Source organism: Bacillus sp. LNXM12-1 (genome assembly GCF_003004375.1).
In the GTDB taxonomy this organism is placed as follows: domain Bacteria; phylum Bacillota; class Bacilli; order Bacillales; family Bacillaceae; genus Bacillus.
This window is the reverse complement of record NZ_PVWX01000002.1, coordinates 418,987-437,777: the sequence shown is the minus strand read 5'-3', so window position 1 is coordinate 437,777 and position 18,791 is coordinate 418,987. Positions and strand designations below refer to the sequence as shown.

The following is an 18,791-nucleotide window of genomic DNA, read 5'->3' as shown; positions in this document are numbered from 1 at the left end:
TTACACATTCACGAAGGGAGGCACTCCATTGGCTACAATTAAAGATGTTGCAAAAGCTGCACAAGTGTCTGTTGCCACTGTTTCACGCGTGCTTAACGATACTGGATATGTCCATACAGATACGAAAACCCGCGTGACACAAGCGATGCAGGAGCTGAACTACTTTCCCAATGAAGTGGCTAGATCCCTTTTCAAAAGAGAATCACGCTTAATCGGTTTGATTTTACCTGATATTACGAATCCCTTCTTCCCTCAGCTCGCTAGAGGCGTTGAGGACGAAATTCATGCGCATGGTTTTCGATTATTATTCGGAAACAGTGATGAAGATCGAGAGAAGGAAATGGCCTATTTACAAACCTTTAAACAAAATCAAGTGGTCGGTGTCATCGCTGTCACAAACGAACCTGAATCAGATATATACAATGATGATGAATTACCGGTTGTGTTCTTAGATCGAACCGTTCCACATGCACCTTCTGTGTTTGCAGATGCTGCAGCTGGCGGGAAAATGGCCGCAATGGAATTAATCAGACGCGGCAGCCGGCAGATCACACTGCTAAAAGGACCTGCCCACCTTCAAACAGCGAGGCAGCGATTCAAGGGCGCACTCGATGTACTGACGGAAAAAGGAGTCGACTTTCATGTGATGTCTAATGCTTCATTTTCCTTTCAAGAAGCCCGCAAGAGCGCCAAGGCTCTTTTCCAGCTGTACCCTGAAACAGATGGCATCATTGCCAGCAATGACATCGTCGCAACAGCGGTCATACACGAAGCGCTTCGGATCGGAAAAGCCATTCCAGATGATGTTCAAATCATTGGGTTTGATGATATTCCGCAAAGCGAGCTGCTCTTCCCTTCCTTATCTACGATTAGGCAGCCTGCCTATGAGATGGGAAAAGAAGCGGCACAGCTGTTAATCAAAGCGATTCAGAAACAACCTATAGATCAACCAGTTATCCAAATGCCCGTCTCTTTTATTGAACGAGAGACCACAAGAAAGGTGGATTCACAATGAGTCATATTGTCGTAGTAGGAAGCTGTTCTATGGATTTAGTCGTCACATCGGATAAACGGCCAAATGCCGGTGAAACGGTGTTAGGCGAATCATTTAAAACCGTCCCAGGGGGAAAAGGCGCCAATCAAGCAGTCGCAAGTGCCAGACTCGGTGCAGATGTATACATGGTCGGCCGAGTCGGTGATGATGCTTATGGTCAGGATATTGTCAGCAATCTACAAGATCAAGGGGTCCGCACCCCATATATGAAACCGGTTACCGAAATGGAAAGCGGCACCGCTCATATCATTTTAGCAGAAGGTGATAACAGCATTGTCGTGGTCAAAGGAGCAAATGACGAGGTCACTCCTGACTATGTTAGAGAGGCACTTTCTACAATAGATGATATTGGGATAGTTCTCGTTCAGCAGGAAATACCTGAAGAAACAGTCGAAGCTGTCTGCTCCATTTGCAGTGACAAAGAAATCCCTGTGATTTTAAACCCTGCACCTGCCCGCAAAGTATCGCAGCAGGTTTTAGACCAGGCTGCCTATATTACACCGAATGAGCACGAAGCTGTTCTCATGTTTGATGGACTCCCAATTGAAGACGCCTTGCGTCAATACCCTAACAAATTACTCATCACAGAAGGGAAAAATGGGGTTCGATTTTTTGACGGATTGAAAGAAGTGCTAGTTCCAGGCTTTCCTGTTGAAGCAGTTGATACAACAGGAGCAGGCGATACCTTTAACGGAGCCTTGGCTGTAGCCTTAACAGAGGGCAAATCTCTCTATGACGCACTTGCCTATGCCAACCTTGCAGCATCAATGTCTGTCACAAAGTTCGGTGCACAAGGCGGCATGCCAACAAGAGAAGAACTGGAGAAAAAGAAATGAAAAAAAACGGCATCTTAAACAGTCATATCGCCAAGGTACTTGCTGACCTTGGTCATACAGATACAATCGTCATCGCAGACTGCGGTCTTCCTATTCCAGAAGGTCCAGTCAAAATCGACCTGGCGTTATCAATCGGCACACCGTCCTTTCAGGAGGTCACCTCTCTCCTTCTTCAGGAAATGGCGGTTGAACACATTACTGTGGCTAGTGAAATCAAAGAAGCCAATGAGCGAGATCATCTATTTCTAAAGAAAGCGTTCTCACAGCCATTACATGATGTAGACCACGAGACGTTCAAAAACATGACCAAGCAGGCAAAAGCAGTCATTCGCACGGGTGAAGCCACCCCATACGCAAACTGCATTCTTCATGCCGGTGTCATCTTTTAAAAGGAGGAGCCAGATATGAACATTGAGATGCATAACATCCATAAGGCCTTTGGAAAAAACACCGTTCTTTCCGGGGTCTCCTTTGACCTCGTCACAGGTGAGGTCCACGCGCTCATGGGCGAAAATGGCGCGGGAAAATCAACTTTAATGAACCTGCTCACAGGTCTTTATTCATTAGATCAAGGAACGATTCAAATCGACGGAAAAGAAACCGCTTTCAAAAATCCGAAGGAAGCGGAACAACACGGCATCGCCTTTATTCATCAGGAGCTCAACATATGGCCGGATATGACCGTCTTGGAAAACCTATTCATCGGGAAAGAAATCTATACGAAGTTTGGATTGCTAGACACAAAGAAAATGAAGGTTCTTGCCCAAAGCCAGCTGGACCGATTGTCTGTGAACCTCTCGCTTGATCAAGAGGCAGGCAGCTGCTCTGTTGGACAAAAACAGATGATTGAGATTGCAAAGGCATTAATGACTGATGCGAAGGTGATCATCATGGATGAGCCAACAGCAGCTCTAACAGACCGTGAGATTGAAAAGCTCTTTCAGGTCATTGAATCTCTCAAAAAAGAAGGCGTATCCATTGTCTATATTTCTCACCGTATGGAGGAAATCTTTGCGATCTGTGACCGGATTACAATCATGCGCGATGGGAAAACAGTCGATACGAAAGCCATACCTGAAACGAATTTCCATGAGGTCGTCAAAAAAATGGTCGGCCGCGAATTAACAGATCGATACCCTGAGAGATTGCCTTCTCTAGGAGATATTGTCCTTGAGGTGAAGCAAGCGACAAGAAAAGGACAATTCCATGATATCAGTTTCTCAGTCAAAGCTGGAGAAATCGTCGGTGTTGCAGGCTTAATGGGCGCTGGCAGAACCGAAATGATGCGGTCGCTGTTTGGTCTTGATCCTCTTGATCAAGGTGAAATCTGGGTCCATGGGAAAAAGGCTGTCATTAAAAAACCAAGTGATGCCGTCAAGCTCGGCATCGGCTTTATCACAGAGGATCGCAAAGATGAAGGACTCATGCTGGATGCATCCATCCGAGAAAACATTGGACTGCCAAACTTAGAAAGCTTCTCTCCAAAAGGACTGATTGATAAGAAAAACGAACAGGATTTTGTCGACCTGCTCATCAAAAGACTGACAATTAAAACGGCTTCCTCTGAAATTTCTGCTCGAAGTCTCTCTGGTGGAAATCAGCAAAAAGTCGTCATCGCCAAATGGATCGGCATCCAGCCGAAGGTCTTAATTTTAGATGAACCGACAAGAGGTGTCGATGTCGGAGCGAAACGAGAAATCTACCAGTTAATGAATGAACTGACTGATCGAGGTGTTGCCATTTTAATGGTCTCCTCTGAGCTCCCAGAAATTCTAGGGATGAGCGATCGAGTGCTTGTCATTCATGAAGGAACCATCAGCGGAGAATTAAATAAATCAGACGCAACACAAGAACGAATTATGACACTAGCTACAGGAGGGAAGTAACATGAAACCACTTACTTCAAATGGACGATTTGACAACATCATGCAAAAGCTTGGGCCATTCTTAGGACTCATCATCCTTGTCGCCATTGTTTCTATTTTAAACCCAGCCTTTTTAGAGCCATTAAACATCTTAAACTTACTGAGACAAATCTCCATTAATGCCCTCATTGCCTTTGGAATGACGTTTGTTATTTTAACCGGAGGAATTGATTTGTCTGTCGGTGCCATTTTAGCACTTTCTAGTGCTCTGACTGCCGGATTTATCGTGTCTGGTATGGACCCGATTTTAGCTATTATCGTTGGCTGTATCATCGGCGCTATTCTTGGGATGGTCAACGGTCTTTTAATTACAAAAGGAAAAATGGCTCCTTTTATCGCAACACTTGCCACGATGACCATTTTTAGAGGATTAACACTTGTTTATACAGACGGAAACCCGATTACAGGACTCGGTTCTAACTATGCCTTTCAGTTATTCGGCCGCGGGTATTTCTTAGGCATTCCTGTTCCAGCAATCACGATGCTTCTCACCTTTATCGTACTTTGGGTGCTGCTTCATAAAACACCTTTCGGCAGAAGAACGTATGCCATCGGCGGAAATGAAAAAGCTGCGCTCATTTCAGGAATCAAAGTACCGCGCGTAAAAATTATGATCTATTCACTGGCAGGTTTCATGTCTGCTTTAGCGGGTGCCATTTTGACCTCTCGCCTAAACTCAGCTCAGCCAACAGCTGGCACATCCTATGAGCTTGATGCGATTGCTGCTGTTGTACTTGGCGGGACAAGCCTGTCTGGCGGAAGAGGGCGAATTGTCGGCACACTGATCGGGGTGCTCATCATCGGTGTCTTGAACAATGGTATGAACTTACTTGGTGTATCATCATTCTATCAATCTGTTGTGAAAGGGATTGTCATCTTGATTGCAGTCCTACTAGACAGAAAGAAATCTGCTTAAGGAGGCAGCTGCTATGAAAAAATATCTCATTCTCATTCTGACTCTCTCATTATTCATGCTTTCTGCCTGCTCGCTAGAACCGCCAGAGTGGGCCAAATCAACAAAAGATGGAAAGAAAAAAGACATCAAAATCGGGCTCTCGATCTCGACCTTAAATAATCCATTTTTCGTTTCTCTCAAAAATGGTGTGACGAAAGAAGCGAAAAAGCTTGGCATCGAAGTGGTCATTGCAGATGCACAAAATGATTCAGCTAAACAAACCAGTGACGTAGAAGATTTAATTCAGCAAGGGGTTGACGCATTACTCATCAACCCAGCGGATTCATCTGCTATCTCAACCGCTGTCGAATCAGCGAATGCTTCAGATATTCCTGTCATCACATTAGACCGTTCAGCAGAAAGCGGTAAGGTAGAAGCACTGGTCGCCTCAGATAACGTCAAAGGCGGCGAAATGGCAGCTAACTTTATCATCGACAAGGTCGGTAAAGGAGCAAAAGTCGCTGAACTAGAAGGTGTACCAGGCGCTTCCGCTACACGTGAGCGCGGAAAAGGATTCCATCAAATAGCGGATAAAGATCTAAAAGTGACAGCAAAACAAGCGGCTGACTTCGACCGGACAAAAGGACTGAATGTCATGGAAAACCTCCTTCAAGGAAACCCTGACATCAAAGCCGTTTTTGCCCATAATGATGAAATGGCACTTGGCGCTCTAGAGGCGATTCAAAGCTCTGGAAAAGACATTCTCGTCGTTGGCTTTGACGGAAACGAAGATGCACTCAACTCGATCAAAGCAGGAAAACTATCTGCCACAGTCGCCCAGCAGCCAGAGCTGATCGGGAAACTGGCAGTCGGCGCTGCAAACGACGTCCTAAAAGGGAAAAAAGTAGAAAAGAACATCGCAGCTCCACTGAAACTAGAACAGAAAAAATAAACACAAAACCCCCGATAGCTCTCGGGGGTTTTTCCTATTATTCCGGTCTTTTCAACACAAATGACGTCCCTAAATGGGCGTAATCATTTCCCGCTAAACGGGCGACTGGCTTTAGTTCATGAGTCGAAACATATCCTTTTTCTGCATCATACACATCCTCATCTAAATGCGCACACACAACCCGGCCAATGATATGATCGACCGTGATCTCTCCTTCATCATTTTGAAAGGTAAGATGCTTTTCAAGCTGACATTCAAAGCGAATACGTGCTTCCTGAATTCCCGGCACTGACACGACATGGCTCTTTACTTGATGAAGACCGGTTCGATCCAGCTCACTCTCTTCCTGTGGCAGCGTAGCAGCTGTTTCGTTTATATCTTCTATTATCGCTTCATCACTCACATGGACCACAAATTCTCCCCTGTCAATCATATGCTGCGCTGTATCTTTCATCTGACCTTCGCGTCGTCCGATAGAAACTGCGAGGAGCGGCGGGTGTCCGCTGATGACATTAAAGAAACTAAATGGTGCGGCATTGACGACATCATCTTTAGACAGACTTGTAATAAACGCAATCGGTCGTGGAACAATAGAGCCCGATAATAATTTATATGCTTCTTTTCTTGATAGCTGATCCATTTGCAACGTAATCAATTCAGACACGCCTCCTTTTGGTGTATCGACATCATACCATACCCCTTTTTTCTATGCCTCTGATTCCGGCTCGGTGCGATGCAGGATATGGTGGACAAGATGAAATAAAGCAGGATTATGATTCTCTCGTCTATAGGAAATCGTCCATTCCGCCAGAAGCTGTTCACCTTCAATGGACCGATATACAACATCTAGATTAAATAAACGCCGGGCTGATTTTGGAATGACCGCAATACCGATACCAGCTGTGACAAGGCCAATAACCATTTGATATTCCGCTGCTTCCTGCACAATATTCGGAGAAAATCCGTACTTTTCACATAGCAGGACAAAGTGTTGATAAAGGGACGGCCATGATTCCTTTGATAAAGAAATGATCGGTTCATGCCGGATATCTTCGATCGTGACCGCCTCTTTTTTCGCCAGCGGATGATTTTTCGGAATCGCAAAAATACATTCACTTTGCTTCATCAAACGGCTGACAAGTTCTTCATGCGGAGATGTAGGATGTAAAAAACCGATATCAATCTCCCCATTTAAAAGCGCCCCTAGCTGCTGCGGAACAGAAAGCTGCTTCAGCTCAATACTGACAGAGGGATACAGCTCTCTGAATTCGCGTACAACTGGCGGCAGAATATCATACGTCGCTGTTCCAACAAACCCTATGATGATTTTCCCCAGCTCTCCTCTTGCTGTATGCCGTGCATGATCAACGGCTTTATCAAGCTGCTGCAGCACACCACGCACCTCATGTAAAAAGACCTTTCCAGCAGCTGTTAACTCCACCACTCGCTTCGACCGGTGAAACAAAGGAAACCCCAATTCTTCTTCAAACTGCTTAATTTGCTGACTAAGTGGAGGCTGTGTCATATTCAACCGTGCGGCTGCTCTGCCAAAATGCAGCTCCTCCGCTACTGTGACAAAATACTGCAAATGTCTCAGTTCCATCCTTTCACTCCTCGCGCACTTATTCGTGAAACATATTAAAACCACGTTAAACATATATTGGAAAATTTTCTTTTTGAAATGTATAGTAAATCATATCATGAAAATATATTTTCATAAAAAATTTTACTTGCCGAAAGGAGTGCGGGGTAAATGAATTCTCAAGCACAACCCCTAACAAGACGAGGAGCAGAATTGATTGTCGATACGCTGATTGCTCAAGGTGTGACCCATGTTTTTGCGATTCCAGGTGCAAAAATTGATGCCGTATTTGATGTATTAAAAGACAGAGGTCCAGAACTTGTCCTATGCAGACACGAACAAAATGCAGCCTTTATGGCAGCCGCTGTCGGCCGCTTAACCGGCAAACCAGGTGTTTGTCTCGTCACATCAGGTCCTGGCGCATCTAATTTAGCAACAGGTCTATTAACAGCCAATACAGAAGGTGACCCTGTTGTCGCAATCGCTGGAAACGTCATTCGTGCGGATCGGCTGAAACGAACACATCAATCACTCGACAATGCGGCATTATTCAAACCAGTCACAAAATACAGTGTTGAAGTACAAGACGTTCATAATATACCTGAAGCCTTAACAAATGCTTTTCGCGCGGCACAAAAGGGGCAGGCTGGAGCAGCATTTATCAGCTTTCCACAAGATGTCGTGACAGAACACACCACACAAACACCAGTGTCTGCTCACCCTTCTCCAGAACTAGGTCCTGCACCGGATGCTCTCATCAGTTCGGCCATCGCCAAAATTCAAAATGCACACTTACCTGTTGCGATTGTGGGAATGAAAGCAAGTCGTCCAGCTGCTGCAAACGCCACTAGAACATTATTGAAAACACTTGGGATTCCATTTGTCGAAACGTACCAAGGAGCCGGCGTTCTCTCAAGAGAGCTTGAGTCTCAATATGTAGGCAGAATCGGCTTATTCCGGAATCAGCCGGGGGATCTACTCATTGAACAAGCAGATGTCCTTTTGACCATCGGCTTTGATCCAATCGAATATGATCCGAAGCATTGGAATATTCAGCCGCAGCAGCGCCAGATCATCCATGTGGATGACATGCAGGCAGATATTGATCATTTTTATGAGCCAGCGCTTGAGCTTGTAGGCAATATAGCTGAAACCGTTAAACATCTAGCCCATGACAGTGTTCCACTTTCTCTATGCAAAGAACAAATTGATTTAGTCACTGAATTACAGGAGCTGTTAAGCGACATTGAAAAAGCACCAGAAAGAGACAGTCATCTATCTCACCCGCTGAATGTCATTCATACATTAAGACGCCTGATTCCTGATGACACGAAGGTCACGTGTGATATCGGATCTCACGCGATTTGGATGTCGCGTCACTTCCGCGTCTATGAGCCGAACACATTCCTGGTGAGCAACGGAATGCAAACATTAGGCGTCGCCTTACCATGGGCAATTGCGGCTTCCATACTGAATCCAGATGAAAAGATCATTTCGGTCTCAGGTGATGGCGGTTTTCTCTTCTCTGCAATGGAGCTTGAAACAGCCGTCCGCATGAAAACAAATCTCGTTCACCTTGTTTGGAATGACAGCACATACGACATGGTGGCGTTTCAGCAGGAAATGAAATATGACCGCACATCCTGCGTTGAATTCGGACAGATCGACTTAGTGAAATATGCGGAAAGCTTTGGAGCGACTGGATTACGGGTTAACTCACCTGAAGAGCTTTCAACTGTCCTTCAAAAGGGTATAAACATAGAAGGACCCGTTATTATTGATATTCCGATTGACTATCAAGACAACCCAGACCTCGCCAGTCAAAAATGGCCAGAAGTCTTTCGTGAAAAACACACATTGAACGTCAGATAAGATGTCCATACATTACATCAAAGGAGTGAGCGGATATGGGTATGATGCACCCAATGAATCAACAGAACGACACAAGACAACATGACAAACAGCAAGAGGTTTATCAAGTATCGACGATGACCTCTTTACTGGAAGCCGTATATGATGGAGATTTCTCCCTTGCACATATTCCCAAGCACGGTGATTTCGGCATTGGTACATTCAATCAATTAGATGGAGAGCTGATCGGCTTTGACGGCGCATTTTATCGACTGCGCTCGGATGGAACAGCGACACCGGTTACCGATCAAGACTATTCACCATTCTGCTCTCTAGCATTCTTTGAAACAGATATCGTTCATCGAATTGATGCAACCATGACGTCCAAAGAGCTAGAAGAAGAAATCGACCGCATTTTACCTAGTAAGAATGTTTTTTATGCGATCCGCATTGATGGATCATTCAAAAAGGTTCAAACACGTACGGTCGAAAAACAGGAAAAACCTTACGTTCCGATGGTGGAAGCAGTCAAGTCACAGCCTATTTTCGATTTCGAGGATATTCAAGGAACGATCGCTGGTTTCCGTACACCGCAGTACGCACATGGTATTGCGGTGAGTGGATATCATCTTCATTTCATTGATGATGATCGAAGTGTCGGCGGACACGTATTTGATTACACCGTTGATCAAGTGACCATCCGCATTTCTCAAAAACGTCATATGAATTTACATCTGCCAAATACGCAGGAATTCTTCCAAGCAGACATTGATCGAGCTGACCTTGCACAACAAATTGCCAGTGCGGAAAGCAGCCCAGATCAATAAAATGAAGACACCCCGTTGATTCCGGGGTGTCTTTTTATGCAAAAAGATTATTTATCACTCCATGATATTTCATTTCGTTAGTAAATTGAAATTCATTCATTCTATTCGTAATGAAATATGATAAAATACCAACAGAAGAAAGGTGGTTATACGGTGTCAAACGACTATAGCATTCCGAACCTAACATTAGATGAAAGGGATAAACAAATTTTATCCCTATTACACGAGGACGGGCGTATGTCCTATACAGATCTCGGGAAACAAGTCGGTCTTTCACGTGTAGCTGTGCAAGCCCGCATTCAGCAGCTGATTGAAGCAGGCGTCATTGAACGATTCACCACTGTGATTAACCCTGCTAAGATCGGCATTCACGTCTCTGTCTTCTTTAATGTAGAAGTGGAACCGAAATTTTTAGAAGCAGTAGCCCTTCAACTTGAGCAGGAAACAGCTGTCACAAGCCTTTATCACATGACAGGGCCAAGCAAGCTGCATATGCATGGCATTTTTCAAAATGAACAGGAAATGGAGGCATTCCTGACAAAAAAGCTATACCCGCTAGAAGGCGTCGTGAGTGTGGACTGCCAAATGCTCATTAAACGATACAAAAGCCGAATGGGCATGAAATTGTAGACAGGAGTTGAAGCACTTGCAATCATATATTGAACTCATCATCGCTATGGTGCGAACCGGTATTCTCGGTTTTGGCGGAGGCCCTTCCGTCATACCGCTCATTCGCCATGAAGCGGTGGTGAAATATCAATGGATCAATGATGACGAGTTTGGAGAAACACTCGCCATCGCCAATGCATTACCAGGTCCGATCGCGACCAAAATGTCTGCATATCTCGGCTATCGATTGAAGGGCGTATCCGGCGCAATTGTCGCAACAGCTGCTCATATTTTACCAACATGTCTCGCCATGGTGGCACTCGTCACACTTGTCAGCGTCTTAAGCTCCTCACAAATCATTCAAAATATGATTGGCGCCGTGACACCAGTTATTGCCGTTCTGCTAGGCATCATGGCATATGAGTTTGGACAAAAAACGCTGAAAGGCTTCGGAACGATCTTCGGTATCGCTCTATCCCTTCTTGCCTTTATCGGACTGCAGGTGCTGTCCATTCATCCAGGAATCATTGTCATCATCTTTTTATTCTATGGCGCCTTTCATTTCAAACTGAAACAACGCTGGAATCGAACAAATAAAGAGAAAGGAGTGTCTTCATGATGCTGATTCTCTTTTTATTCTGGGCATTCTTCTTGTCCAATCTATTAGGATATGGCGGAGGACCTGCATCCATCCCGCTCAATTATGAAGAAATCGTCAATCATTTTCATTGGATGACGAACGAAGGGTTCTCCAATATGCTTGCATTAGCCAATGCACTGCCAGGACCAATTGCTACGAAGATCGCGGCATATGTAGGCTATGACGTCATGGGCTGGCCGGGCTTTATCGTGGCACTGCTTGCAACTGTACTGCCATCAGCCATTGGATTGATTTTATTGCTCAAGCTGATTGACCGCTTTCGCCAATCCCCTGTCGTAAAAGGCATGACCTTATCCGTACAGCCCGTCATTGCGATGATGATGCTTTTATTAACATGGGAAATCGGCGGAGATGCAGTGAAAGCCATCGGCTGGACGCAATCATTCGCCATTGCCGCGATCTCCTTTTTCTTTATGACCAAATTCAAAATGCACCCCGCCTTTCTCATTGTGGCTGCCTTTTTATATGGCGGATTCATTCTGCCGCATTAAAAAAACCGATAACATGGCCTGTTATCGGTTTTCTTTTACATATAAATTGGAGAAACCGGTCTGCGCCCAATCGAATGATACTCGACCCCTGCTTGTTCTGCCGCTTCAAGCGTGTGACAGTTTCGCCCATCAAAAATAAGCGGCTGTCTCATCCATTCCTTGTAGGACGTGAGCGGAAACGTCTGAATCTCCGTCCACTCTGTTAATATACAAACTGCATGGACATCCTTTATCGCTTCTTCAATCGTTTGAGCAAACAAGACTTGATCCGGCAGTTCACGAGCGGCATGACGTGTAGCAACAGGATCATAAGCCACAAGCTCCGCGCCTAATTGATGGAGTTCATGAGCGATCGGAACCGACGGCGCCTCCCTCATATCGTCTGTATTCGGTTTAAAGGACAGGCCAAGAAGCGCAATTCGCTTCCCTTCAAGATTTGCCCCCAGTCTCTCCTGAATGCTTCGGATAAAACCAGCTCGCTGCTCATTGTTTACTTTAATGACAGCCTTTAGCAGCTCAAAATCGTGGGACACATGCCCTGCGATTTGGACAAGTGCATTTGTATCCTTTGGAAAACAAGAACCTCCGTAGCCAATCCCCGCCTTGAGAAACGAAGAACCGATCCGCTGATCGAGCCCCATTCCCCGCGCAACCCATTCAACATCAGCACCTGTTTTTTCACAAATGGAAGCAATCTCATTCATAAAGCTGATTTTAGTCGCAAGAAAAGCATTTGATGCATACTTGATCATTTCGGCACTTTTTCGGTCTGTTTTGACCACTGGCAGGTGGAAATCAGCATACATCTCCTCTAGCTGGTCTAATACGGCTTTTGTTTCAGCCCCAATGACAAGCCGATCTGCCCTCAAAGTATCTGAAATGGCAGAGCCTTCCCGTAAAAATTCTGGGTTAGATGCAATAGATAACGGCTCATTCCGTCCTAATTCTTGATGTATCATCTGATCGATTTGATCACCCGTTCCGACAGGCACCGTACTTTTCACCACAAGAACCGCACCTGATTTCGCTTTTGTGCCCATCTCCTTTGCAGCCCGAAACACATACTGTAAATCAGCTTGGCCGTCTGCCTGCTGCGGGGTGCCGACCGCAATCATTAACACATCAGCCCGCGGGTAGGCTGCCGCTCCATTTATGTAAAATTGAATTCGTCCTTGCTCAAGATTGCGTTTCAGCAATTCTTTTAATCCTGGCTCATACATTGGTGGATGTCCTTGTTTCAGCTGCATGACCTTTTTCCGGTCAATATCAATACACGCCACATTGTGCCCTGCCTCCGCTAAACACACACCTGTGACCAACCCCACATATCCACAGCCTGCAATTGCAATATTCATGACACCATCAGCTCCCCATACGCCTTATGCTTGTAATGACATCGTATGCCGGGAGCTTTCGTTCCATTCATAAAAGCATACAAAAACCCCCTGCCATCACTAGCAGGGGGTCACTTTTATGAAACAAGACCATTTCGAATATGAGCAATCAGATTTTCAAGCATTTCTTTTGTGGTGACATCATTTGAATTCTCACCAATATCATGAGCGTACATCAAAATTTTTAAAAACTCTTCTTGATTTAAACCCTTATTGTCCATGTCTGTATCCTTTCGATTCCACTAATTTCATTATTATATGCTGTATGGTTGGTTTATGCAATACTCTAATACATCATTCGACAGCTTTTGAAATTTATGACCATTTTCATGAAAAACTTTTTTATAAATCACCATTGAGCTATAATAAAAGAATTGGAATCTTTTACTTGGTTAGGAGCGGATCAAATGCTTCAGCACAACATCAACGAAGAAGAAATCAAACAAACAGCCGAACAGCTCAAAGAACTTCTTCCTGCAACAGATGAAAACAAACAACTCATCAAAAAAGCATTGATTACTTATAGACAGGACAGTGTATATCGTCTCAAGCAAGAATCTGATACGGAATGGTCAGCTTATGTACATGATGTCGTGGCAGCAAGAGTCCACCTTCATGTGCTGTTTCCTGTGAGAAGCAGCTGCTCATGTCCGGCAGATGGACTTTGTAAACACATTCTCGCTGTCTTCTTTTCGCTATACGCTCAAGTAGAGAGTGTGACCGGATTTACAGAAAATTGGTCAGAAAAGGATGAATTACAACGTAGCAAAGAATTGATTCGCCAGCACTTCCAAGTGAAGCGCCCAGACGAACAATCACTCCAAAGCTGGCTGAATTTTTTCCAAGAGGAATTTAACCTCTGGCTGAAACGGACACCAAAGCACCAGCAAACACCGCAGCATTTGTATTACGGCTATTTATCAATCCTAAAAAAACACGCACCTCATTCACCTGAATTCAAGAGTTTGTATGCGATTCATACCTCAATCGATGTGTGGTTAAGGATTCATCAATTGATCGACCTCGAACGGCTTGATGCCGAGAAGGATTTTTATTCCATGAATCCATATGTAGAACAGCTCATGAACACCATTTTCGATTCAGTGGATCACTTGAAGACATACGCCCTTTCCTTTTCCCTCGATCCGTTTCTTGAAAACACACCAACTGCCGTTCGGGCACTTCTTCAAATAAACGGACCTTTCCAGCATGAACGAGTAGCGGTCTTTATGGAGATTTGGGGCACCATATTAAATAGAGGGAAATGGGTTAAAAAAGAAACAGAATTACTGAAGAACGCTCAGCAGCAAGAACAAACGGTTGAACGTACCATCGGGCTGATGCACATGGATTATTTACAGAAAGAAGACGAAAGCCTCTTTCAGCAATTACAGCTGCTCAATGCAGATATGCTGCCAAATGTGCTCAATTGGCTGAAGGATCTCACAAACCGCAAGGACTGGAAGCGGCTCAAGCTCTGGTATCATGAGATCACCTATATTTTAGAGGAATATTGCCAGCTCGACCTTTCCTATAGAGAACTGCGAGGAGCCGTCAGTGATTTCTTCTTTTATTTAGACGCATACTTTAAGCAGACGAAGGATCATCATTTATATGAACGCTACCTCCAAATCTGCATGCCCTATGCGTTTACTGAATATAGTCAGCTATTATATGCACAGCAGCGTTATGCAGAATGGATTGAGATTCACAGCCTTGTTGGTTTCTCCATCAGTGAACTGGAGAAGGATCTGATCAAACAAATTGCAAAAGAGGAGCCTGAAGCGCTCATTCCATCGTACCACCGTGAAATCTCACTGCTTCTCGATCAAAAGAATCGAAGTGCTTATCGAGAATCTGTGAAAATGCTAAAAAAACTACGCACCCTTTATCATAAAACGAAAAAAACCGCGATTTGGGAAAGATATGTCAAGCAGCTGCAGGATTCAACGAAACGGCTGCGTGCGTTCCAAGAGGAAATGAAGAAAGGAAAATTAATTGATGACACGCCATAAACAAATTGTCATTCATGCAGAACAAACAGAAGATTTCTCTTTCACCATTTCAGCGCAAGCAGAGGACGGACACCCTGTTCCACTTAATGAAATGAAGAGGCAGCTTTTCCAATGGCACGAATCGTCTTTTTACGGAACATTTTTAGAAGATGTGAGCTTTATTGGCACACCTGCCTTCCTGTTAAGCCCTTGGATGACCGTTGAATTACTAGGAAAAAATTCATTTAATACCTTTAGTCATGTGACATTAACGGATGAAACGGAACCACTGATGAAGACAGCCTCCACCATTTACGAATTCATCGAGGACGAAGATTTCGTTCCCGATTACGAGGCGTGGACAGAAGGTGTGCTTCGGTTTAAAGACAAAGAAGGACTATTAGATGGCTATACGGCTAATTGGTTCTCCTTTGCCGTACAGGATTACATTCAATATGATGATGCCTTGCAGCACAAATGGAACCGCATGACAGCACAATCGCCTGCGCTCTCATCCTTCCAAGGACACTTTTTAGATGAGCAGGATTTCTTGGAGACGATTGGCTGGATTGATGACGAGACGCCTTTCACTGTCGGCTTGCGCTTAAATGAACCGGATTTCGACGGAGATGATTGGAAAATCGAATTGTTTTTGCGTGATAAGAAAAACAGCGACCTTCACTTTTTTGAGGGTATCCGTTCATTGAAAAGGTCTTGGCATCCGTATCAAGATAAAATCTCAAGAGAGCTGGAGCGATTCAGTCAAATTGTACCTTGGCTCTCTTTCACATCTGGCACCACGCTCATGTCAGAAGACGAAGCATGGCTCTTCCTGTCTGAAGCAAGTGAAACACTTGTGAATATGGGCATTGAGATCCTGCTCCCATCGTGGTGGCAAATCGTCAAAGAAAGCACCATGATGCTAAAAGCAAGGATTTCCTCTACCCCGCGAGGCGAGTCGCATGTCGGAATGGATGCCTTGATGGACTTTAATTGGCGCTTTGCTACAAACGGCATCGAGCTGACAGAAGATGAGTTCAACGAGCTTGTCCAAAGTAAACGGCGCCTTGTCAACATTCGAGGGCAATGGATCAAAATCGATCCAACCTTCATCCAGCAAATGAAAAAATGGATGGAGCGCGCCGAAAATGAAGGGCTGCACATGTCTGATATTTTGTCACGCGAGCTGGCAGATCAAGAAGCATCCTCTGAATCGATACCAGAACTGCTAGACAGCTCAGCATTTGCACATATTCAATTTGAACTTTCGTCTCAATTAAGAGGACTTGTCCATCAGTTAAATGATACGCATGAGCTGCCTTCCTACGAAATGAGTGAGTCCTTCAAAGGCACACTAAGGCCGTATCAGCAGCATGGTGTCAACTGGCTGTTATTTTTAAGATCTCATGGATTCGGGGCTTGTTTAGCAGATGATATGGGCCTTGGAAAAACGATTCAAATGATTGCGTATTTCACATATCTGAAAGAGCAGAAGCAAAATGCCGCTCCATCTCTCATCATTGCGCCGACCTCTGTTTTAGGAAACTGGCAGCGAGAGCTTGAAACCTTCGCACCACATTTGAATGTCGCTCTGCATTACGGGCCATCGCGCCCTCAAGGGGAACACTTTACAAAGGCATACGAGTCAACAGATATTGTCCTGACGTCTTATGGACTCTCACATTCTGATCGTGATGAATTAACGTCAGCAAAGTGGGATACGATTTGTTTAGACGAAGCCCAAAACATCAAAAACGCCCATACGAAACAATCGAGAGCGATCAGACAGCTCAAAGGGCAGCATCACATTGCCCTTAGCGGGACACCTATGGAAAACCGTTTGACAGAGCTTTGGTCCATTTTCGACTTCGTCAACAAAGGATATCTCGGCAGCCTGACGAGCTTTCATAAGAAGTTCGTCCTGCCGATTGAAAAAGACCGTGATGAAAAAAGAATTGAACAGCTGCAGCAGCTGATAAAGCCCTTCCTATTAAGAAGAACAAAGCAAGATGAAGAGGTCGCCCTGAACCTGCCTGAGAAACTCGAAGAAAAAGAATTCATTCCGCTATCCGCTGAGCAGGCTTCTTTATATGAACAGCTCGTGAAGGATACATTCGAACACATGGCTTCGTTAACAGGAATGCAGCGGAAAGCCATTATTTTAAGTATGCTCGGCAGACTCAAACAGATTTGCGATCACCCGGCTCTCTATTTAAAAGAGAGTGGAACAGATGTGAAACTACTGAAACGTTCATTAAAAATGGATAAACTCGCAGAGCTGTTAAAAGCAATACATGAGCAAGGAGAAAGCTGCCTCATCTTTACGCAGTATATTGGAATGGGAAACATGATCAAGCAGCTGGCGGAAAAGATGTTTGGAGAACCAGTTCAATTTTTAAATGGCAGTCTGTCAAAACAGGAGCGGGATAAAATGGTGGATCGCTTCCAGAAGAAAGAATTCAACATCTTAATTCTCTCTTTAAAAGCAGGAGGAACAGGACTTAACCTAACTGCCGCAAACCATGTCATTCACTACGACAGATGGTGGAATCCTGCTGTGGAAAACCAAGCGACAGACCGTGCTTATCGGATCGGACAAAAACGATTTGTTCACGTCCATAAGATGATCACAACGGGCACGATTGAGGAAAAAATCGATCAAATGCTCGAAACAAAACAAACGTTAAATGATCAAATTATCCAAAGTGAAAGTTGGATTACTGAGCTATCGACGAACGAACTAGAAGATTTATTCACATTAAGTGCGGCCGCTCAATCATCTTAATCCCAGCAAAAAGAGGACTTTTCTCAAACATGATGAAAAGTCCTCTTTTTTCATTTCATATGAACATAGGTTAAATGTGCAGCTTTTTCAATGCAGATTTCACGTTCATATACGTATTCAATTCACGGAAGTCCTCTCTCATTTCTCCCATTTTCATCGCAAGATTCGGTTTAATTCCTGTCACAATGAGTTCAGTACCAGTCATTAAAATTAAATCGTTCAGCTTAAAAATTGCATCTGCCACAAATGAATCCACTTCTAATAAACCAGACAGATCGACAATAAAATAATCGTCCTTGGATTGAGAGATATAGGTGGAGACTGTTGAGATAATTTTATGAAATCTTGGCGCTGTTAACGTACCAATGATCGGTAACACAGAAATACCATCTTTCACAGGAACAATTGGAACAGAAATATTCAGCACTTCATCAATCGATTGCTCAAGAAGCTCCTGCTGTTCCTTCTCTTTCGTGACATCTTTTTGCAGACCAACGAAATAAAGACGTTTTCCTTCATTTTCGTCAATCCAAAGAGGAGCCACACTTAGCTCATTCCAAAACATCTGTCCAGATTTTTTATAATTTTTCAGCTGAACAGTGACAGCTTCTTTGTTCTCAATAGCTGTTCTAATTTGATTGAGAGCGATTTGCTCGGTTTCATTTCCTTGAAGGAAACGACAATTCTTCCCCAATACCTCGGGTTCTTGATAGCCTGTCATATCTAAAAAGCCCTTGTTCACATATATTAAAGGATTATCAGGTAAAGACGGGTCCGTCACCGTCAGGCCAACCTGAGTATAATCTAAGGCTTCCTTGATTAAATGCAGATTTTCGGACTTATAAGATTCCAGCGCCATTCGTTTACTCTCCTTAATTTCTTACAAGCGGGTTATGTTCATAATTAAATTATATGATGTTCCACATCAGGTGTAA

General features: G+C 44.2%; 18 protein-coding genes. 13 read left to right on the top strand and 5 right to left on the bottom strand.

All coding sequences use genetic code 11. From position 1 onward, the window contains the following. Positions 1 to 28 precede the first annotated feature (28 nt). From C6Y07_RS09740 to rbsB, 6 genes are read left to right on the top strand one after another with little or no spacing between them, the layout of a single operon-like run. Positions 29 to 1,015: a LacI family DNA-binding transcriptional regulator gene (locus C6Y07_RS09740; RefSeq protein WP_060597451.1), complete on the top strand. Its 987-nt coding sequence runs from the start codon at positions 29 to 31 to the stop codon at positions 1,013 to 1,015. Beyond that, positions 1,012 to 1,890, top strand: coding sequence for a ribokinase (gene rbsK, locus C6Y07_RS09735; protein WP_060597453.1), 879 nt, complete (start codon positions 1,012 to 1,014; stop codon positions 1,888 to 1,890). The genes C6Y07_RS09740 and rbsK overlap by 4 nt, the downstream gene beginning before the upstream one ends. Continuing rightward, the gene (gene rbsD, locus C6Y07_RS09730) at positions 1,887 to 2,279 is read left to right on the top strand and encodes a D-ribose pyranase (protein ID WP_060597455.1); all 393 of its coding nucleotides are present in this window, start codon (positions 1,887 to 1,889) and stop codon (positions 2,277 to 2,279) included. Before rbsK ends, rbsD begins: the two co-directional genes overlap by 4 nt. Before the next feature lie 15 nt (positions 2,280 to 2,294). Further along, on the top strand, positions 2,295 to 3,776 hold the full coding sequence (locus tag C6Y07_RS09725) for a sugar ABC transporter ATP-binding protein (protein WP_106036455.1): 1,482 nt from the start codon (positions 2,295 to 2,297) through the stop codon (positions 3,774 to 3,776). A gap of 1 nt (position 3,777) precedes the next feature. Beyond that, on the top strand, positions 3,778 to 4,731 hold the full coding sequence (rbsC, locus tag C6Y07_RS09720) for a ribose ABC transporter permease RbsC (RefSeq protein ID WP_003215300.1): 954 nt from the start codon (positions 3,778 to 3,780) through the stop codon (positions 4,729 to 4,731). A 13-nt stretch (positions 4,732 to 4,744) separates the two neighbouring features. After that, the gene (gene rbsB / locus C6Y07_RS09715; RefSeq protein WP_095285700.1) at positions 4,745 to 5,662 is read left to right on the top strand and encodes a ribose ABC transporter substrate-binding protein RbsB; all 918 of its coding nucleotides are present in this window, start codon (positions 4,745 to 4,747) and stop codon (positions 5,660 to 5,662) included. A 37-nt stretch (positions 5,663 to 5,699) separates the two neighbouring features. Here rbsB and C6Y07_RS09710 read toward each other — a convergent pair whose 3' ends face one another. Then, complete coding sequence (locus C6Y07_RS09710; protein WP_375567733.1) at positions 5,700 to 6,302, bottom strand: flavin reductase family protein; 603 nt, start codon at positions 6,300 to 6,302, stop codon at positions 5,700 to 5,702. 66 nt (positions 6,303 to 6,368) lie between these two features. Then, complete coding sequence (gene alsR / locus C6Y07_RS09705) at positions 6,369 to 7,265, bottom strand: acetoin biosynthesis transcriptional regulator AlsR (protein WP_060597460.1); 897 nt, start codon at positions 7,263 to 7,265, stop codon at positions 6,369 to 6,371. A gap of 150 nt (positions 7,266 to 7,415) precedes the next feature. On the opposite strand from alsR, the gene alsS reads away from it, so the two are divergent. The 5 genes from alsS (at position 7,416) to chrA (ending at position 11,683) form a co-directional block, all read left to right on the top strand. Further along, complete coding sequence (gene alsS, locus C6Y07_RS09700; RefSeq protein WP_060597461.1) at positions 7,416 to 9,116, top strand: acetolactate synthase AlsS; 1,701 nt, start codon at positions 7,416 to 7,418, stop codon at positions 9,114 to 9,116. Between the two features lie 35 nt (positions 9,117 to 9,151). Next, on the top strand, positions 9,152 to 9,922 hold the full coding sequence (gene budA / locus C6Y07_RS09695; protein ID WP_060597462.1) for an acetolactate decarboxylase: 771 nt from the start codon (positions 9,152 to 9,154) through the stop codon (positions 9,920 to 9,922). Positions 9,923 to 10,075: 153 nt separating this feature from the next. Next, positions 10,076 to 10,552, top strand: a complete 477-nt coding sequence (gene chrS / locus C6Y07_RS09690) for a chromate efflux transcriptional regulator ChrS (RefSeq protein WP_106036452.1) — start codon at positions 10,076 to 10,078, stop codon at positions 10,550 to 10,552. 7 nt (positions 10,553 to 10,559) lie between these two features. Continuing rightward, positions 10,560 to 11,150 carry a chromate efflux transporter ChrB gene (gene chrB / locus C6Y07_RS09685; RefSeq protein WP_189318368.1) on the top strand — a complete coding sequence of 197 codons (591 nt, stop codon included), beginning with the start codon at positions 10,560 to 10,562 and terminating at the stop codon, positions 11,148 to 11,150. After that, entirely contained in the window at positions 11,150 to 11,683 is a 534-nt protein-coding gene (gene chrA / locus C6Y07_RS09680; protein ID WP_060597737.1) for a chromate efflux transporter ChrA, read from the top strand. The genes chrB and chrA overlap by 1 nt, the downstream gene beginning before the upstream one ends. 35 nt (positions 11,684 to 11,718) lie before the next feature. On the opposite strand, the gene C6Y07_RS09675 is transcribed toward chrA, so the two are convergent. Both C6Y07_RS09675 and C6Y07_RS18920 read right to left on the bottom strand, forming a co-directional pair. After that, positions 11,719 to 13,038, bottom strand: a complete 1,320-nt coding sequence (locus tag C6Y07_RS09675; protein ID WP_106036450.1) for a UDP-glucose dehydrogenase family protein — start codon at positions 13,036 to 13,038, stop codon at positions 11,719 to 11,721. Positions 13,039 to 13,154: 116 nt separating this feature from the next. Continuing rightward, positions 13,155 to 13,298, bottom strand: coding sequence for a YwzD family small protein (locus C6Y07_RS18920; RefSeq protein ID WP_003214884.1), 144 nt, complete (start codon positions 13,296 to 13,298; stop codon positions 13,155 to 13,157). Between the two features lie 186 nt (positions 13,299 to 13,484). Between C6Y07_RS18920 and C6Y07_RS09670 the strand changes: the two genes are divergently transcribed. Together C6Y07_RS09670 and C6Y07_RS09665 are read left to right on the top strand one after the other, a co-directional pair. Then, entirely contained in the window at positions 13,485 to 15,092 is a 1,608-nt protein-coding gene (locus C6Y07_RS09670; protein ID WP_106036449.1) for an SWIM zinc finger family protein, read from the top strand. Beyond that, complete coding sequence (locus tag C6Y07_RS09665; RefSeq protein ID WP_060597466.1) at positions 15,079 to 17,856, top strand: DEAD/DEAH box helicase; 2,778 nt, start codon at positions 15,079 to 15,081, stop codon at positions 17,854 to 17,856. Before C6Y07_RS09670 ends, C6Y07_RS09665 begins: the two co-directional genes overlap by 14 nt. Positions 17,857 to 17,926: 70 nt before the next feature. Here the strand turns inward: C6Y07_RS09665 and ytvA are convergent, their stop codons facing one another. After that, positions 17,927 to 18,715, bottom strand: coding sequence for a YtvA family blue-light photoreceptor (ytvA, locus tag C6Y07_RS09660; RefSeq protein WP_034660232.1), 789 nt, complete (start codon positions 18,713 to 18,715; stop codon positions 17,927 to 17,929). Positions 18,716 to 18,791 lie beyond the last annotated feature (76 nt).

What these genes read in the sequence shown, in the direction of transcription:
- ytvA (WP_034660232.1), bottom strand. Translation starts at nt 18,715, where the DNA reads ATGGCGCTGGAATCTTATAAGTCCGAAAATCTGCATTTAATCAAGGAA.
- C6Y07_RS09675 (WP_106036450.1), bottom strand. Translation starts at nt 13,038, where the DNA reads ATGAATATTGCAATTGCAGGCTGTGGATATGTGGGGTTGGTCACAGGT.
- rbsK (WP_060597453.1), top strand. Translation starts at nt 1,012, where the DNA reads ATGAGTCATATTGTCGTAGTAGGAAGCTGTTCTATGGATTTAGTCGTC.
- rbsB (WP_095285700.1), top strand. Translation starts at nt 4,745, where the DNA reads ATGAAAAAATATCTCATTCTCATTCTGACTCTCTCATTATTCATGCTT.
- rbsD (WP_060597455.1), top strand. Translation starts at nt 1,887, where the DNA reads ATGAAAAAAAACGGCATCTTAAACAGTCATATCGCCAAGGTACTTGCT.
- alsR (WP_060597460.1), bottom strand. Translation starts at nt 7,265, where the DNA reads ATGGAACTGAGACATTTGCAGTATTTTGTCACAGTAGCGGAGGAGCTG.
- C6Y07_RS09710 (WP_375567733.1), bottom strand. Translation starts at nt 6,302, where the DNA reads ATGGATCAGCTATCAAGAAAAGAAGCATATAAATTATTATCGGGCTCT.
- C6Y07_RS09665 (WP_060597466.1), top strand. Translation starts at nt 15,079, where the DNA reads ATGACACGCCATAAACAAATTGTCATTCATGCAGAACAAACAGAAGAT.
- chrA (WP_060597737.1), top strand. Translation starts at nt 11,150, where the DNA reads ATGCTGATTCTCTTTTTATTCTGGGCATTCTTCTTGTCCAATCTATTA.
- C6Y07_RS09670 (WP_106036449.1), top strand. Translation starts at nt 13,485, where the DNA reads ATGCTTCAGCACAACATCAACGAAGAAGAAATCAAACAAACAGCCGAA.
- C6Y07_RS09725 (WP_106036455.1), top strand. Translation starts at nt 2,295, where the DNA reads ATGAACATTGAGATGCATAACATCCATAAGGCCTTTGGAAAAAACACC.
- alsS (WP_060597461.1), top strand. Translation starts at nt 7,416, where the DNA reads ATGAATTCTCAAGCACAACCCCTAACAAGACGAGGAGCAGAATTGATT.
- C6Y07_RS18920 (WP_003214884.1), bottom strand. Translation starts at nt 13,298, where the DNA reads ATGGACAATAAGGGTTTAAATCAAGAAGAGTTTTTAAAAATTTTGATG.
- budA (WP_060597462.1), top strand. Translation starts at nt 9,152, where the DNA reads ATGGGTATGATGCACCCAATGAATCAACAGAACGACACAAGACAACAT.
- rbsC (WP_003215300.1), top strand. Translation starts at nt 3,778, where the DNA reads ATGAAACCACTTACTTCAAATGGACGATTTGACAACATCATGCAAAAG.